The organism is Tundrisphaera lichenicola, from assembly GCF_051175385.1.
GTDB classification, from domain to species: domain Bacteria; phylum Planctomycetota; class Planctomycetia; order Isosphaerales; family Isosphaeraceae; genus Tundrisphaera; species Tundrisphaera lichenicola.
In genome coordinates, this window is sequence record NZ_CP195106.1 from 2,721,678 (window position 1) to 2,737,896 (window position 16,219).

The 16,219-nt window shown below is 65.5% G+C and carries 10 protein-coding genes; 1 reads left to right on the forward strand and 9 read right to left on the reverse strand.

Annotation, left to right across the window (positions count from 1 at the left end):
* Window positions 1-5 precede the first annotated feature (5 nt).
* The 6 genes from P12x_RS10780 to P12x_RS10805 form a co-directional block, all read right to left on the reverse strand.
* Entirely contained in the window at window positions 6-1,271 is a 1,266-nt protein-coding gene (locus tag P12x_RS10780) for a serine/threonine protein kinase (protein ID WP_435010867.1), read from the reverse strand.
* Window positions 1,272-1,317: 46 nt separating this feature from the next.
* The gene (locus P12x_RS10785; protein WP_435010868.1) at window positions 1,318-3,081 is read right to left on the reverse strand and encodes an amidase; all 1,764 of its coding nucleotides are present in this window, start codon (window positions 3,079-3,081) and stop codon (window positions 1,318-1,320) included.
* 77 nt (window positions 3,082-3,158) lie between these two features.
* Complete coding sequence (locus P12x_RS10790; RefSeq protein ID WP_435010869.1) at window positions 3,159-5,006, reverse strand: M61 family metallopeptidase; 1,848 nt, start codon at window positions 5,004-5,006, stop codon at window positions 3,159-3,161.
* A gap of 125 nt (window positions 5,007-5,131) precedes the next feature.
* Window positions 5,132-5,818, reverse strand: a complete 687-nt coding sequence (locus tag P12x_RS10795) for a phosphonatase-like hydrolase (RefSeq protein WP_435010870.1) — start codon at window positions 5,816-5,818, stop codon at window positions 5,132-5,134.
* Between the two features lie 4 nt (window positions 5,819-5,822).
* The gene (locus tag P12x_RS10800) at window positions 5,823-6,980 is read right to left on the reverse strand and encodes a TIGR03364 family FAD-dependent oxidoreductase (RefSeq protein ID WP_435010871.1); all 1,158 of its coding nucleotides are present in this window, start codon (window positions 6,978-6,980) and stop codon (window positions 5,823-5,825) included.
* 178 nt (window positions 6,981-7,158) lie between these two features.
* A complete protein-coding gene (locus tag P12x_RS10805) occupies window positions 7,159-8,367 on the reverse strand; it encodes a pyridoxal phosphate-dependent aminotransferase (protein WP_435010872.1) in 1,209 nt (402 codons plus the stop codon).
* 408 nt (window positions 8,368-8,775) lie between these two features.
* Between P12x_RS10805 and P12x_RS10810 the strand changes: the two genes are divergently transcribed.
* Complete coding sequence (locus P12x_RS10810) at window positions 8,776-9,579, forward strand: methyltransferase domain-containing protein (RefSeq protein WP_435010873.1); 804 nt, start codon at window positions 8,776-8,778, stop codon at window positions 9,577-9,579.
* A 110-nt stretch (window positions 9,580-9,689) separates the two neighbouring features.
* Here P12x_RS10810 and P12x_RS10815 read toward each other — a convergent pair whose 3' ends face one another.
* The 3 genes from P12x_RS10815 to P12x_RS10825 all read right to left on the reverse strand — a co-directional run bounded on the left by P12x_RS10815 (window position 9,690) and on the right by P12x_RS10825 (window position 16,102).
* Window positions 9,690-13,442 carry a PAS domain S-box protein gene (locus P12x_RS10815; protein ID WP_435010874.1) on the reverse strand — a complete coding sequence of 1,251 codons (3,753 nt, stop codon included), beginning with the start codon at window positions 13,440-13,442 and terminating at the stop codon, window positions 9,690-9,692.
* Window positions 13,443-13,710: 268 nt separating this feature from the next.
* The gene (locus P12x_RS10820; RefSeq protein ID WP_435010875.1) at window positions 13,711-14,325 is read right to left on the reverse strand and encodes an RNA polymerase sigma factor; all 615 of its coding nucleotides are present in this window, start codon (window positions 14,323-14,325) and stop codon (window positions 13,711-13,713) included.
* 283 nt (window positions 14,326-14,608) lie between these two features.
* Window positions 14,609-16,102, reverse strand: a complete 1,494-nt coding sequence (locus tag P12x_RS10825) for a catalase (protein ID WP_435010876.1) — start codon at window positions 16,100-16,102, stop codon at window positions 14,609-14,611.
* Between the last annotated feature and the right edge of the window lie 117 nt (window positions 16,103-16,219).

Sequence of the window (16,219 nt, forward strand, 5' to 3'; positions counted from 1 at the left end):
GAGGGTCACTTCGCCAGGGTCGCCAGATATTCCTGGGCCAGATACTGGATGTTGGGCTGGCCCGGTGGCCAGGGCTCGATCGGCGTCGGTGGGGTATCTCCCAGGGCGGACTCGATTTCTCCGGCATCTTTGAAACGGCGGTCCGGGTGGGCCAGGCAACGTTCGATCTGACCGATTGTGTGCGAATCGAGCCCCTTCGACCTCAGCCTCTCGGCGAAGTCGTAAGGCGGTCGTTCGATCACGCCCACGGCCAGTTGATACCAGACGACGCCCAGGGCGAAGACATCATCCTGCGCCGACCTCCGCTTGACGCTCCGCTGCTGGGCCTCGGGCGGGAGGTAGAGGCCGGTGCCGACCAGCCCGGCGAGCGATGCGAGTTGCGTGCCCCCCTCTCGCCTCAGGCTGGAGACCTTGGCCAGGCCGAAGTCGCCGATCTTGACCCGGACGTCGGGGCCTTCGGTCAGGAGCAGGTTGGCCGGCTTGATGTCGCGATGCGAGATCCCCTGGGCATGCGCCGCGGCCAATCCGGAGGCCACCTGCCGGATGATCTCGCGGGGCTCGATGGCCGGTCTGCGCTCCTTGTCCTTGATGATCCACTCTTCCAGGGAACCCCCGCCGAGATATTCCAGGGCGAGGAAAGGATATTCGCAATTGTCTGTTTGCACGTCCACGAACTTGACGATATTAGGATGGTTGCCGAGCCTCTTGAGGATGGCGATGAGCCCATTCTGCTCGCGGCGCAGCCATTCCCCCGGCCGATCCTTGGTGAAGAACTTGTAAGCTCGGCGGACGGGATATCCCGGATTCTCGGCCATCCAGACCTCGCCGAAGCTCCCCATCCCGAGGTGACGTCGGAGGATCCACGGATGCCCCTTGGCCACGGGCTCTCCCTGATGGCGGAGCGGCTCGATCCCTTCGACCAGAGAGTTGAGAATTCGTTCGCTCCTGAGGAAACTGCCATCGATCGAGCCGAACGAGCTTCGATATCGGACGTTCCTCGACATGTTCAAGAGAATCCCGATCAATTCTTCTCGACGAGGGTCCGAGATCGAAGATTTGACATCCTTCTCGAACGCCTTGGCGGCCGCCTTGCGAATGTCCGCGTCGGTGGCCATCGCGATCTTCTCAACCTGCTTTTCGATCGTCTCTGTCGAGACCTTATCGCTCCACCTGTTGACGACGTCGACAACCCAGTCCGAGAGGCTCCCGTACGCCTGGGCAACTTCCTTCGCGGCCGTGTAAGCCTGGAAGAGCGAAAAGATCAAATCCATACCAACCCCTCCAGTCAACCAACAGTTACAAACACATTGATTATTGTCAATTCGCCGGCTTGTCGGCCCCGTCCCTCTCCCGTTCGGACTCCTCGGCCAGGTAGCGCTCCAGGGGGGGCCGTTTCAGGTGGTCGCCGACGGCATCCTGGTAGGCGACGGCGACGGAGAGCAGGGTCGACTCGTCGTAGAGTCGTCCGGTGAAGGTGATCGAGCCGGGGGCCTCGCGGCCGTCGCGGTCGGAGAAGCCGTCGGGCATCACGGCGGTCGGGTGGCCGGTCAGGTTGGTGATCACGAGGTCCTGGCCCCCGACGTAGAGGTCGACCGTCTCCATCAGCCTGGCCATCTCCCTCATCAGGAGGGTCCGGACCCGGGCGGCCCGGAGGTATTCCACGGCGGGGACGAACTGGGCCAGGCGGAACGTGGCGGGCCACGAATTCAGACCATCGGTGATATGATTGCGCGTAAGTTCATCGAAGACGACGGCGGCCTCGGTGCTGAGCATCATCGAGATCGCGTCGGCGGGGATCCCGCCGGGGAGCTCGATCGGCACCAGTTCGACGCCCAGGTTCTTGAGGACCTTCAGCTCGGCTCGACCCTCGTCGGGGTGATCGACCTCCGAGAAATACCCGACCCTCAGGCCGCGAACGTCGGCCTTCGGGGGCCAGTCGAAGGGGTGGTCGACCGCCGTCCCATCCAGGCCGTCCGACCCGTGGATGGCGTCCAGGACCAGGGCGCAGTCCTCCAGCGAGCGGGCGATCGGCCCGATCTTGTCCATCGACCAGGCCAGCGACATGCAGCCGTGACGGCTGACCCTCCCGAAGGTCGGGCGGAGGCCCGAGGCCCCGCAGGCCCGGCAGGGGGAGACGATCGAGCCGAGGGTCTCGCTCCCCAGCGCGAACCCGACCAGGCCCGCCGCGGCCGCCGACGCGGAGCCGGCCGACGATCCGCTCGAACCCCGACGGGGATCCCAGGGGCTCCGGGTCATCCCGCCCTGCCACTTGTCGCCCATCGCCAGGGCCCCGAGGCTGAATTTGCCCAGGAGGACCGCCCCCGCCTCTTCGAGCCGGGCGGCGACGGTGGCCTTCTCGTCGATGACCCGGCCCACGAAGGGCTTCGCGCCCCAGGTCGTCGGGTAGCCGGGATAGGCGATCAGGTCCTTGGCCCCCCAGGGGATCCCGTGGAGCGGCCCCCGGTAGATCCCGGCCGCCAGTTCGACATCGGCCCGCCTCGCCTGCTCCAGGGCAAGGTCCTCGGTCAAGGTCACCAGGCACTTCAGGAGCGGGTCGAACCGCTTGATCCGGCCGAGGTAGATTTTTGTCAGTTCGGTCGAGGTAACCTTCCGGGATCGGATCAGACTCGCCAGCTCGGTCACCGGCAGGAAGGCGAGGGCCTCCTCCGAGTCGGGGCGGAGGGGGGCGTGCCACTCGGTCGGCTCGGCCCGGTTCCGGCGGACCCCTTCGACGGACCTGAGGCCGGGGGCCGGGTTGAAGGCGAGTGCCGGGGGGACGCCATAGTCGACATCGACCTTGCGGAGCGAGTCGTACGAGCCGAGACTCCGATGGATGGAGTCGGCGATCTGCTTCCGTTCCTCGTCGGACATCTCCACGCCGGCGATCCATTCCGACTGCTGGATCATCGCGGGGGTGATCCGGCCCGCGTCGGCCGCCCGGCTCGCGAGTGCCCGATGGAACGTCGCCGTGCCGACCCCCAGCGCGGCCAGGCCCTTCAGGATCGCCCTCCGCCCCGTGAGCGTTGCCCCGCCCGTCTCGTCGCCCGGGAAGGAGCAAGAATCGTCCAGGTCGTTGCGCATGGATGGGTCGCCTCTGCTTGGGATTCCGGGGCGGAGCACCGATGATCGGAATTTTGAAGGGGGCGGCAGGCGTCGGATCAATCCCCCAGCCAGGCCTTGCGGTGGGCCTTCTGTTCGTCGGTGGCGGCGGGGTCGGGCTCGAGCCGGAACTTCGAGAGCGGCTCGGCCGCGAAGGTGGCGTCGAGCCGGATCAGGCGCCCTCGCCTGGAGACGAGGACCGAGACCTTCTCGTTGGGCCGGTACTGCTCCATGCGTTTGGACCAGACCTCGGGGAGGATCCGATCCTCGCCGATGGCCACGATCTCGTCGCCGACATTGAAGCCCGATTCGTAGCCTGGCGTCTCGCGCTTGACCACCGAGACGGTCAGGCGGCCGCCTTCGTCCTTGGTCGTCAGGCCCAGCCAGGCTTTCGGGGGCTTCTTCCCCTTGCCCTTCTCATCTTCGGTCGCCTTGAAGCGGAGCCCATACCAGGCCAGGGCCCCGGCGTAATCCAGCTCATCGGTCGACTCCAGGGCCCGGGCGAAGAAGGCCGAGAGGTCGGCCCCGGCCACCTCGCTCGTCGTCTCGCGGAACTGGGCGGGGGTGTAGCCGGTCGGGCCCGAATATCGCTCGAAGGCCAGCCGCATCGCGTCGTCCAGCGACTTCTTGCCGTCGGTGGCCTTGCGAATCTCGGCATCGAGCAGGAAGCCGACGACTGCCCCCTTGGTGTAGTAGCTGACGGCGGTGTTGGCGGTGTTCTCGTCCCGTCGGTAATACTTGATCCAGGCGTCGAACGAGGCCGACTCCAGCGGCTGGACCAGCCGGCCGGGCGTGTCCTGGAGGACCTCGATGTCGTTCCGGGCCTTGTCCGAGCCCGGCCCGGGATTCCCTTCGAGATATTCCTCGACGGAGCAGAGGCCGGCCCGCCGGACCAGGAGGCGGTCGTAGTAGCTGGTCACGCCCTCGGCCAGCCAGAGACTCTTCGTGGTGACCTCGGTTTCGTAGTCGAATGGACCGAGCTCGGCCGGGCGGAGCCGCTTGACGTTCCAGGTGTGGAAGAATTCGTGAGAGACCAGGTCGAGCCAGCCCAGGTAGGCGGGCCGGGTCCGGGTGTTCCACCGGCTCGACATCAGGACCGTGGAGTTCTTGTGTTCCAGGCCGCCGCCGGTCTCGGTCAAGAGGTTGAAGAAGAGGTACTTGTCATAGGGCAGCGAGCCCCAGAGCGATCGGGCCGACTTGACGATCGCCTCGACGTCGCGGGCCGATCTGGGACCGTCCCAGACCCCGCCCTCGCCTTCATTGATGAGGAAGTGAGGCTTGCCGTCGACGGCGAACTCGTAAACGGCCGGGTTCCCGGCATAGATCGGGCAATCGAGCAGGGTGTCGAAATCGGCCGCGACGTACCGGTGCGGCTGGTTCCCGGGAACGTCGGGGAGGCCGGTGTACGACTTGAGCCAGCCCGGCGGCGGGACGAGCGTGACCTCGTGCGGCCTGGGCGTCCGATCGACCAGGGTCAGGAAAGTGCCCGCCCCGTTGATCAGGGCGAAACCGGCGTCGACCCAACTCGTCTGGACTCCCATCTCCCGGCAATAGACGCGGTAGGAGACCTGGATCGACGCGGCCCCTCCGGTCTCGAACTTCCAGCGATTCTTACGCGTCTTGGAGACCGCCAGGGGCTTCCCCTCGGCCGACCCGGCCTTCATGTTCTCGACGTTCCGGGCGTACTCGCGGACGAGGTACGAGCCGGGCGTCCAGACGGCCATGTAGAGTTCCAGATCGGCCGCTCCTCCGGTCGGGACGATGGCCTCGACCTCGACGTAGTGCGACTCCGGCGCGGGGAATCGGAGCGTGTAGCGGATCGGATCGGGGGGATTTTGGGCCAGGGCGGGCGGGGCGATCATGGCGAGCACCGGGAGGATCCAGGCCAGTCGGAGGCGTGGGAGCATCGGGACCTCGGATGGGGGCCGTCGAGATGATCAGCGGGCGGGCGGGGAGAGTCGCCAGGACCGAGAACGTCATGATAGCCGATCCGAGCCCGGAGGGAACCGCCCCGGGCTCTCGGGCACTCGACTCAGAGCGTGATCGTCGAGCCCTGGAACACCAGGTCGGGCAGGTCGGCCAAGGCGTCGATCAGGTGGGTGTGGGGATAGGGGGCAAGCTGCTCCCGAGTGTGGGTCCCGCTCGTGAATCCGATGACCAGCCCACAGCCGGCGTTCGACCCCTCGTCGAGGTCGGACGGTGTGTCGCCGATCTTGGCGACCGAGGAGGCCTCGGCCACCCCGAGCTTGCCCATCAACGAGCGGATCATGTCGGGGTGCGGTCGCCCTCGGGGAACCTCGTCGCTGGTGATGCTGGCGTCGACGAGACCTTCGCGGAGCCAGCCGAGCCGGTCCAGGAGGATGTCGACGATATCCCGGCTGAAGCCGGTGTCGAGAGCAACCCCGACGCCCGCCCGACGGAGGGCCCGGAAGACATCGGTCGCGCCCGGCATCTCGACCACCGAGGGGTCGGTCGCATAGAACCTCGACATCCGACCGACGAAGTCCTCGAAGATCTTCGCCACCCGCTCGTCGGTCGCCTCTAGGCCGAGGAGCGATCGGATCGCGACCGGCTTGGCGATGCCCATCACCTCGTCGACGGCCTCGGGGCTGGCCTCGAAGCCGTCGGCCTTCAGGGCATCGCGGAGGCAGCGGTTCACCGCCCCTCCATCGTCGACGGTGGTTCCCGCCAGGTCGAATACGACGAGCTCGATCGCCATCAGATCATTCCTTTCCAAGTTGCTGGTCCACGACCTGCTCGGCCAGGCCGAAGGAGAGGGTCATCCCGATCCCGTTGGTCGCCTCGACGGCCGTCACCCCCGGTCCGGGCTGGAAGACGACGAAAGGCTCGGTCGGATGCTTCGGATAGATCCCGTGCCATCGCGAGGCGATCCGGAGCCCGGGGCAGTCGAGGAACGTCCCGAGATAGTTCAGGATCAGCTCGTCGATCTCGACCTTGTCGAACGGCTCGATGGCGTCGTCGTACTCGTGAGAGTCGCCGATGACGACCTCGCCCCGACCGTTCTGGCTGGCCATGACATGGATCCCGAAGCGATCGAACTCGGGATGTTCGGCGGCGATCCGGGCGCGGAGCGCGGGGAGGGTTGGGCAGGTCTCGAACGACCGGTAGTGGCGGAGCGTCAGCCCCCCGGCCAGGATCGGCCCGAGCCTCGAATCCGTCCCCATCGGCTCGGACCGGAGCATCTGGAGCTTGCATCGGGCCAGGCCCTGCTCGCGGAATGCCTCGGGATAGAGCAGCTCGAACTCGTCACCCGAGCAGACCCAGAGGCGATCGGCCCGCCAGTCCTCGCCGCCCGCCCGGACGTCTGGGGCTTCGAAGTGGGTGACGGTCTTCCCGAAGGCGAACTGGACTCCGAGGGTCTCACCGAGGAAACCCGGGAGCCGGGCCAGGACCTCGCGAGGGTCGACACAGATCTCGGTCGGGCTGAACAGGCCGGCCCGGAGGCCCTCCCGCCGGACCGAAGGGGAAAGGTCGCTTGCCCGAGTCGGGCCGACCAGCTCGCAGTCGATCCCCTGCTCTCCCGACCGGTCGACGAACTCGCGGAGGACTTGCTCCTCGTCCTGGTGATAGGCCAGGTGGAGCGAGCCGAGTGGGGCATGCCAGAGGCCGGCCTGGGGCAAGAGGGCGCGCCAGGTCTCCAGGCTCCGGAGGGCGAGCCGGCGAGTCGCCCCGGCGGGCTGTCCGATCGGCCAGAGTGTCCCGAAGTTCCGGACCGAGGCTCCCATCGCCCGGGGGTGCCGTTCGAAAACGATCACCCGACGACCCCGGAGGGCCAGTTGCCGGGCCACGGCCAGCCCGATAATCCCCGACCCGACCACGGCGTCGTCGAAGGGACCGCGAGCATCGGCTCGGGTCATCATGGCAGCTCCCATCCTCAGTCAACGATCATCGACCATCCCCGGGCTCATCGGGCCGCATCCTGGGATGCCGGACAATGATACCGGAGCGGTCGCCCCCGGCAACGCACCCGGGAGGAATCGCCGATGAAGTTTCCGGGAAGGTCGGGATCGCCCCGAACTCGGGACGATCCCGCGAAGGTCAGGCCGGAGGGCGAGTTGCCAGGATCTTCGAGAGCGTGGCCAGGAGCCGATCGTTCTCGGAGGGGGTCCGGACGCAGAAGCGGAGGTGGCCCCGGGTCTCGAACCGGCGATCGGGGCCGCTGACGACCGAGCCGACTTCCAGCCCTCGATAGTTGGTGCATTCCCGGGCGAAGAGGCCGCTGCGGGCCAGGGCATCCTGGAGCTGGGTCGAGGTCCAGGCGGTCCCGACCAGGCTGACCAGGACGAAGTTGGGCATCGAGGGGGCCCAGTCCGGACGCTCTCGGCCGGGCCAGGCGGGCCGGAGTCCCGGAATATCCCAGAGACGATCCGTTAATCGGGCCGACTCAATCCCGATATATTCGATGGTCCGTGCGAGATACTCGTCGTCGTCGAGGGCGGCGATGGCGGCGTACTCGGCGGCGGTGGTGACGCTCCAGGGCTGCTGCGATCGCCGGAGCCGGTTGATCAGCTCGGGAGCGGCCACCGCGTAGCCGATCCGGAGTCCGGGGAAGGCGAAGATCTTGGTCATCGACCGGAGGACGATCAGATTATCCAGCTCGGCCGCATCCGGGATCACCGACCGCTCGTCCTCGTCGGGCAAGAACGGCAGGTAGGCCTCGTCGACCACCGTCAGGAGGGTCGGGTTCCTCTTGATCAGGCCGAGGAGCCGAGAGCGTTCCCAGGCCCGGCCGGTCGGGTTGTTCGGGTGGCCCGTCCAGAAGATCCCCGAGGCCCCTTCGGGCTCGTCGTCCTGGATCCATCCCAGGGCGTGCTCGCCCCAGATCCGGGTGGAAAGCCCGTTCTGTGCCGAAGTCCGGCGATACTCGCCGTAGGTCGGCTCGACCAGGTGGGCCAGGGGGATATCGGACTGGGCGGGGTCGCGTCCGGCCCGCCCGAGCGACTCCCGGTACATCTGGCCGATCAGGCCGATCAACTCGGTGGTCCCGGCCCCGACGATGATCCGATCGGGGGAGATCCCGTGGTATTCGGCCAGCCGGGCGATCAGGCGGGGCGATCCCGGGTCGGGGTAGCGGTCGATGGCCTCGGTCGCTTCGCGAACTGCCGCGAGGGAACCGGGGGGCGGCCCCAGCGCATTGAGCGGGGCCGAGAAGTCCAGGAGCGGCCTATCGCCCAATCCGAGACGCGCCCGGATCGCCGACTGGTTACCGCCGTGTTGGATCGGTCGGGTTGCCTGGTAATCTAGCATGCGGCTCGAAAGATGAAGGAAGGTTGGTTTATTGTGAAGATTCCAGGATCCCGACCGATTGGGAAGTGCGTCCGGATTTCAGTATCTGAGGGGGAGAGTTGCACTTGGACGATCGAACCGAGGTTCGAGGCGGGCGGACGTCCCTTCGGACATGACCGGGATTATGGCGAAGTCCGAATGTAACGAGATCGCACGCCCCTGCAAAGACCCCGGCGTCCGATTTACGCGGAGATCGCCCGAACGGATCGTGCGATCCTCGCGATCGGAGGCTTAGACGAGCCGATCGACACCGGGTATATTGGACGTCCTCGCATGAAGATCCGGCCGGTGGAGCCCCGATTCATGCCGATACACCGACCGCCGGGCCCACCCCTCCGACGCGGCCAGACACCCAACCGAAAGCGACCCATGACGACGGCAACCAACGCAGAATCGGGCACATACGACAACAAAGGGCAATACACTCGCACCGGCATTCTCCGATACGAGAAGGTCTTCGGCCACGGCTACGTCAGCACGGGCGGCCACGAGACCACGGAATACCTCTGCTCGAAGCTGGGCGACTCGCTCAGGCCCGGCGCGCGGGTCCTCGACGTCGGCAGCGGGATCGGCGGCGCGGCGTTTCACCTGGCCAAGAAATACGGCGCGGTCGTCACCGGCGTCGACCTCTCGCCCGAGATGATCAATATCGCCCTGGATCGCGCCCGGGAGGCCGATGCACCGCCCACGGTGACTTCGATCCTGGGAGATGTCCTCACTTATCCGTTCGAAGATAAGTTCGACATCATCTGGAGCCGCGACGCCCTGATGCACCTGCCGGACAAGCCCGGCCTGTTCTCCCGGCTCTACGACCTGACCGCGCCCGGCGGGCAGCTCGTCATCACCGACTACGCCAAGGGCGTCGGCGATCGGTCGCCCGAATTCCGGTCCTACATCGAGAAGACCGGCTATCACGTCGTCGACCCGGCCAGCTATGGGAAGCTCCTCGAAGGGGCCGGTTACGTCGACGTGGAGGTCGAGGACGCGACCGATCGCTTCGTGGAGATCCTTGAGCGAGAGCTGGCCCTGCTCGCATCGAACCGGCAGGATTTCCTCAATTCCTTCTCCGAGGAAGACCTGAACTACCTGGTCGATCGCTGGAAGATGAAGGTCGGATTCTGCCAGGCGGGTGACATGAAATGGGGCATCTACCGGGCCGCCCGCAAGGCGTAAGGGGCGAGGGCAACATCGGCTTGGTGGCCGATAACGACGGGCGAGGTCGACGCTATCCGCGAACGACTGGCGGATGGCCTCGGTTCGCCCCGAGTCCCGAGATCGGGCCATCAGACCCCGGCCCGGGTGGCCTGGTGCTCGGTCGAGTCGAGAACCCGTCGAAGATCATCGGAGTGGATGGGCCGGACCAGATAGGCGTCGAATCGCCCCTCCGCGACCTCCCCGCGATCTTCATCCGGCAAGGCCGACGACAGCGCGACCACCAAAGGCCTCCGGCCGGTCGACTCCTCGGCGTCCCGGAGGGTGTCGAGTGCCTCCTCCTCGTTCATCCCGAGCAACTCGGGGGCCAGCAGGACGATGTCGAAGCTCTCTGATTTCAGGAGGGCCATGGCTTCCTGTCGGTCCATCGCGAGGACGACCTCATGCCCCATCTTCTGCAAGAGCCGGGTGGCGACCTTGTGGGTGATGACATGATCCTCGACCAGCAAGACCCGTCGCTTGCGAGACGGATCCGGCCGGGACGTCCGGCTATTGTTGGGCCCCGATCGCCCGGCGAAGGCCGAGCCGACCGCCTTGAGGAACGCCGTCGGGCGGATCGGCTTGGTGATGCATCCGGCGACCCGGAGTTCGCGGAGCAGGCCCAGATGTTCGGGGCGTGTCGTCGCGAGCGACATCAAGAAGAGTTCCGTCAGGTCCAGATCGGGGAGCGACCGAATCCGGGCGATCAGTTCCAGGCCGCCCGCATCGGGCATGATCGCGTCGATCAGGGCCGCATCGAAGGGTCGTCCCGCGGCCTCGGCCTCCTTCAGGGCCTGGAGCGCGGGCCCGGCTCCGCCGACCCCGGTGGGATGGGCCCCCCAACCCTGGAGCAATTCCTCGACGATGCCCCGGCTGGTCGAATTGTCGTCGACGACCAGGATTTCCCGCCCCAGCAAGGTTGCCGGCCGAGGATCGAACTCCGGCCGTCCCTCATTCGATCGCCCGAGTCGGGCGGTGAAGTGGAACGTGCTCCCGAGACCGGGCTGGCTCTCGAGATCGAGCCGGCCGCCCATCAGGGCCGCGAGTTTGACCGAGATCGCCAGGCCCAGCCCGGTCCCGCCGTACTGTCGGGTGGTCGAGCCGTCGGCCTGCTCGAACGGCTCGAAGATCCTCCGCTGCTTATCGAGGGGAATCCCGATCCCGGTGTCCGAGACGAGGAAGCGAACCGAGTATTCCGCGTCGTCGGCCGGGAGGTCCTCGGCGGGCTCGACGACGACGACGACCTCTCCGGCCGCGGTGAACTTGATCGCGTTACCGACCAGGTTGATGATGATCTGGCGGATTCGACCGGGGTCGCCCACCAGGGAATGCGGGACCCCCGGGGCGATCCGGCAGGCCAGTTCGAGCCCCTTGCCCATCGCCCTCTGGGCGAGCAGGCGGAGCGACTCGCCGAGGAGATCTTCGAGGTCGAAGGGGATGGGTTCGAGTTCCAGTCGACCCGCCTCGATCTTGGAGAAATCGAGGATATCGTCGATCACGACCAGAAGCGCGTCGGCCGACGATTTGACCATGCCGAGATACTCGCGCTGGAGATCGCTCAGTTCCGTGTCCAGCATCAGTTCGGTCATCCCGAGCACGCCGTTCATCGGCGTCCGGATCTCGTGGCTCATGTTGGCCAGGAATTCTCCCTTGGCCCGGCTGGCGGCCTCGGCGGCCTCCTTGGCGAGCCTCATCTCTTCCTCGGCCCGCTTGCGAGCGGTCAGGTCGTGCCAGACGACGAGCAAGAGCGACCGACCGGCGACCTCTACCGTGGTCAGCGAAACCTCGCAGGGGAAGACATCGCCGTCAATCCGGCGATGCCACCAGTCGAACCTGTGATGCCCGTCCCGTCGGGCGATCGCGTCCATCTCCCGGCACTTGACCATCGAGGGGATGCCGTCGGGCTGCAAGTCCGGCGAGAACAACGCCGGATGAAGGCTCACGACCTCCGCCTTGTCGCGGCAGCCCAGCATCCGCACGGCGGCCTCGTTGCAGTCGAGAATCCCATCCACCTCATGAATCAGCAAGTGCGCATCGGAACTCTTCTCGAAGAGGACCCGCATCGTGTCCACGGCCTGCTTGCGATCGGTGATATCCTCGATCACCGAGAGGATCTGATCGGGGCGGCCCGAGGCATCCCGTCGAGAAACCACGATCCGGCTCCGGAGCCATCGCCAGGAGCCGTCCGCGTGCTTCATCCGGAGTTCTCGATCCAGGCCCTGGCCGTCGCCCAGGGACAGGGCCTTCTCGAAGTTATCAAGTGTCTGGTCCCTGTCATCGGGGTGGATGAGACCGAGCAATCCCACCTGATCGAGGCCGAGAATCTCGTCCGAGGGGTAGCCGAGGGTGTCCAGGGTCCGGCCATTGGTCCAGATCGTTCTTCGATCGTCGAGCGAATAAAGCGAGAGGATCGCCGGAGTGGCCTCGACGATGTTCTGGATGAACCGGCTCTTCTCCACGAGGTCGGATTCGGTGCGCTTTTGCGCGGTCAGGTCGCGGACGATCGTGGCGAAGAAGTCGAGCTCCCCATCGTCTCCCCGATGGGCCAGGATCAATTGGGAGGCGGGAATCACCCGACCGCTTCCGTCGATCAGGGCGGTCTCTCCCAGCCATGAGCCATCCTTCTCGGCCATGGGCAGCCCTTGCTCGCGGATCCGCCGCTCCGCCCACTCGGGATAGGCGGCCTGGAAGGGCCTCCCCCGGGTCGCTTCCTCGTTGGTGTCCTGCAAGACCCGAAGGAAGGCATCGTTGCGCCAGATCACTTCCCCGTCAGGGTCGATGACACCGATCAGGTCGTCCGTCGCCTGGAGGATCGTGGCCAGCTTCGCCCGTTCGTCCTCGACCCGCCTTCGTTCGAGGAACTGGCCGATCTGACGGCCGAGATGCCTGGCCTCTTCCAGGAGCGACCCTTCTTCGCCGGGCGGACCCTGGCGATAGAAGATCATCACTCCGAAGGCCTTCGACTCCGAGGTGACGGGGAACCCGATCCCGCTCTGGAGGCCGATCCGAGCCGCCATCTGGCGACGGCAGAGGACCGGACCATCCGCCAGCTCCTTGATCTGGAGGGGACGACGAGCCTCCCAGATTCGCCCCGGGACGCCAAACCCGGGTCGATAGCGGACCGGCCCGGGGAGCGGACCGAAGTCATCCTCGATGCTCGGGGACAACCACCACTTCTCCTGGATTTCCAGCATCCCCGCTTCCGGGTCGAATCGCCAGTATTCTCCACCGTCCATCCCCATCGACTCGACCAGGGATCGGAGGAGCCGAGGGATCGCCTCTTCGAGCGATCTTGCATCGGCCAGGATCTCGGCGCACGCGGATTGGGCCGAGACTCGACGCGACAGGCCCAGCCTTAGATCGACCAGCGTGGAGACCAGGGCAGCGAGGTCGCTCAGGGTGTCGATTTCCGAGGAATCCCAGTCCCTCGGTTTCACGTCGATGACGCAGAGTGAGCCCAGGACGTGACCATCGTTCGTCTGAATCGGGATGCCCAGGTAGGCGATGACCCCCAACTCGATGATCGCACGGTTCCCGAAATGCTGCGGATGCTCGCGAGCATCCCCGATGATCAGTGGGCGTCTCGATTCGACGACGTGTCGGCAGAACGAATGAGACAAGGGCGTCTGACGGGCCGAAGCCCACGGCTCGTTCAAACCCATGGCGCTCTTGAAGAACTGCCGATGATCATCGACGAGCGAGACCAACGCGACCGGGGCGCCGATGATTCGCGTGGCCAGTCGCGTCACCCGGTCGAACAGCTCCTCGCCAGGGCTATCCATCAGCTGACTGGCCTTCAAGGCCGAGAGCCGACCGGGGTCTTTCAGGTGATAATCGGACATCATTGTCGACAATTCCAGGGCTGCCGTGCGTCATCCCGGGTGCGACGAGGCTTCGGCGAAACCTGGACCTGGGTCTCGCAAGCACCTCGAAGCCGATCCTCGATTGGTCCGGGGCGCGGCGTCGCGAACGATACCCGACTCGTCGAGTTCGATCCCCACCCGAATGCAATATAGGACGCATCTCGGCCCGGGGCGATTCCCTTCGCCATGTCATCACGGACGGGGATCGCAAGGCGAGGGGAGCCTCGCGGGAGGATCCTCATCGCGAAGATCAGAGGCTGGTCCGGGATTCCTGGCGATCGTTCCATCGCTCGAGTTGCAAGCGGACCCACTCGCGGACCCTCTGCACGGTCCGCTCGGAGCGGGACACGATCGAGGCGATCTCGACCGTCGAATAGCCCTGAAGGCTCAGCAGGACGATCGAGCGATCGGGTTCATCCAGATCGCCGAGGAGCCGTTCGACGGTCTCGGAGAGCATGACCGCCTGCTCGGCGTTGGGCTCGGGAGAGGCAAGATCGCATGAGTCCATCGTCTTCTCGAGACGAGAGTCTCGGCGGTTGGCCAGGTAGTACTTCCGACGATTGCTGCATTTATGGCCGGCAATTTTCGCCAGTAAGGCCCAGACCGCCGACCAGTCCTCGACCTGGAAGCTCCCCTCTCCGAATCGTCGGAAGAAACTCCGGTAGACCGACTGGACGACGTCCTCCGGGTCTTCCTTCCCCGCGATCGAATGCCCAAGCCGAGCCTTGGCCAGGCGAATCAACCGATCCGAGCAGCGATCATGGACCTCGCGAGTCGCACCTTCGTCCCCCGCCTGCACCAACGCCATCAGATCAGGGAACGAATCGCCAGGGCTCCGATCTCCATCTCGATCTTGAACCGGCATGGGTGTCAATCCTTCGGGTCGCCATCGATCCCATCGGTCCCCCCAATTGTTCCATACCGGGCCCCGGCTTGAGAATGAAATTTCTAAAAGTCGGCTATTTTTCATGCAAGGGAACGATAGTATTTCCGACAAGCTTGCGACCCGAGCATGGGTAGTTATCACTCCCAGTCAAGCCAAAAAAAACTCATACGCCAAAACAACTGCGCTCGAAACGCAAAAAAGCGGCCTTCCTTGGCCGCAATCCGAATTTCGATCCCATTCTCGAACCACTTCATTTGCTGTCTCAGGCGTGGGCAACTTCCCGAGTCATACCGGGGAGGTCGGCCAGTTCGATCCCGAGTCCACTGGCAACCCCGACGCCGTAAGATGGGTCGGCTCGGAAGAAATGGCAAAGCTGGCGAAGTTGAATCTCGCGAGAAACGTGCTGCATGCTGTCGACAATATTGCCGACGAGACGGTCTTTCTCTTCAGTGCTCATCAGTCGGAAGAGGTTTCCGGCCTGGGTGTAGTCGTCGTTGCCCTCCCGGTGGTTGAAGCGGTCGGCGACCGGGCACTCGATCTTCAGGGGCGGTTCGCGGAAGGCGGGATCCTCGGTCGGGCCGCCGAAGCTATTGGGCTCGTAGTTGGGCGAGGCGCCACCGTTGTTGTCGGCCCGGAATCCGGCGGCGGCACCGTCTCGCTGATAGGTCGCCATCGGGCATTTCGGGGCATTGACGGGGAAGTGCTGGTAGTTCACGCCCAGGCGGTAGCGGTGGGCATCGGGGTACGACATGATCCGGGCCTGGAGCATCTTGTCGGGGCTGAAGCCGATCCCCGGGACGATGGCGTTGGGGCTGAAGGCGGCCGACTCGATCTGGGCGAAGTAATTCTCGGGGTTCCGGTTCAGTTCCATGGTCCCGACCTCGATCAGCGGGTAATCCGAGTGCGGCCAGACCTTGGTCAGGTCGAACGGGTTATAAGCGGCCTTGTCGGCTTCGGCCTCGGGCATGACCTGGATGAGGAATTTCCATCGGGGATATTCGCCCCGCCCGATCGACTCGAAGAGGTCGCGGGTGGCGTTATCGGGGTCGTCGCCCGACATCTTACCGGCCTCCTCGCGGGTGAAATTCTTGATCCCTTGCTGGGTCAGCATGTGGAACTTGACCCAGAACCGCTCGTCCTTGGCATTGATGAAGCTGTAGGTGTGGCTGCCGAAGCCGTGCATGTGCCGGAACGAGGCGGGCGTCCCCCGGTCGCTGAAGAGGATCGTGACCTGGTGGACCGACTCGGGGCTGAGCGACCAGAAGTCCCACATCATGGTCGGCGACTTCAGGTTGGTCTGAGGGTCACGCTTCTGGGTGTGGATGAAGTCGCCGAACTTGAGCGGGTCGCGGATGAAGAAGATCGGCGTGTTGTTGCCGACCAGGTCCCAGTTCCCCTGCTCGGTGTAGAACTTGAGGGCGAAGCCCCGGGGATCGCGAGCGGCATCGGCCGAGCCCTTCTCGCCGCCGACGGTGGAGAATCTCGCCACCATCTCGGTCTGCTTGCCGACTTTCGAGAAGAGGGCCGCCTTAGTGTACCGGGTGATGTCCTGTGTGACCGTGAAGGTCCCGAAAGCCCCGGCCCCCTTGGCGTGGACCACCCGCTCGGGGATCCGCTCCCGGTTGAAGTGCGCCATCTTCTCCAGGAGGTGGAAGTCCTGCATCAGCAAGGGCCCGCGAGGCCCGGCCGTCAGCGAGTTCTGGTTGTCGCCAACCGGCATGCCGTCGGCGGTCGTCAGGGTCTTGTGCTCGCTCATGAGGGTCTCTCCGCTTTGAAGGCTGGGACGGGCGATCGGTCCATCGGTGAACATTCTAGACGGCGCCGATCCCGGAGTCTAAGACGGTTCGCCACTGGGTCCCATCGGATTTCCCTA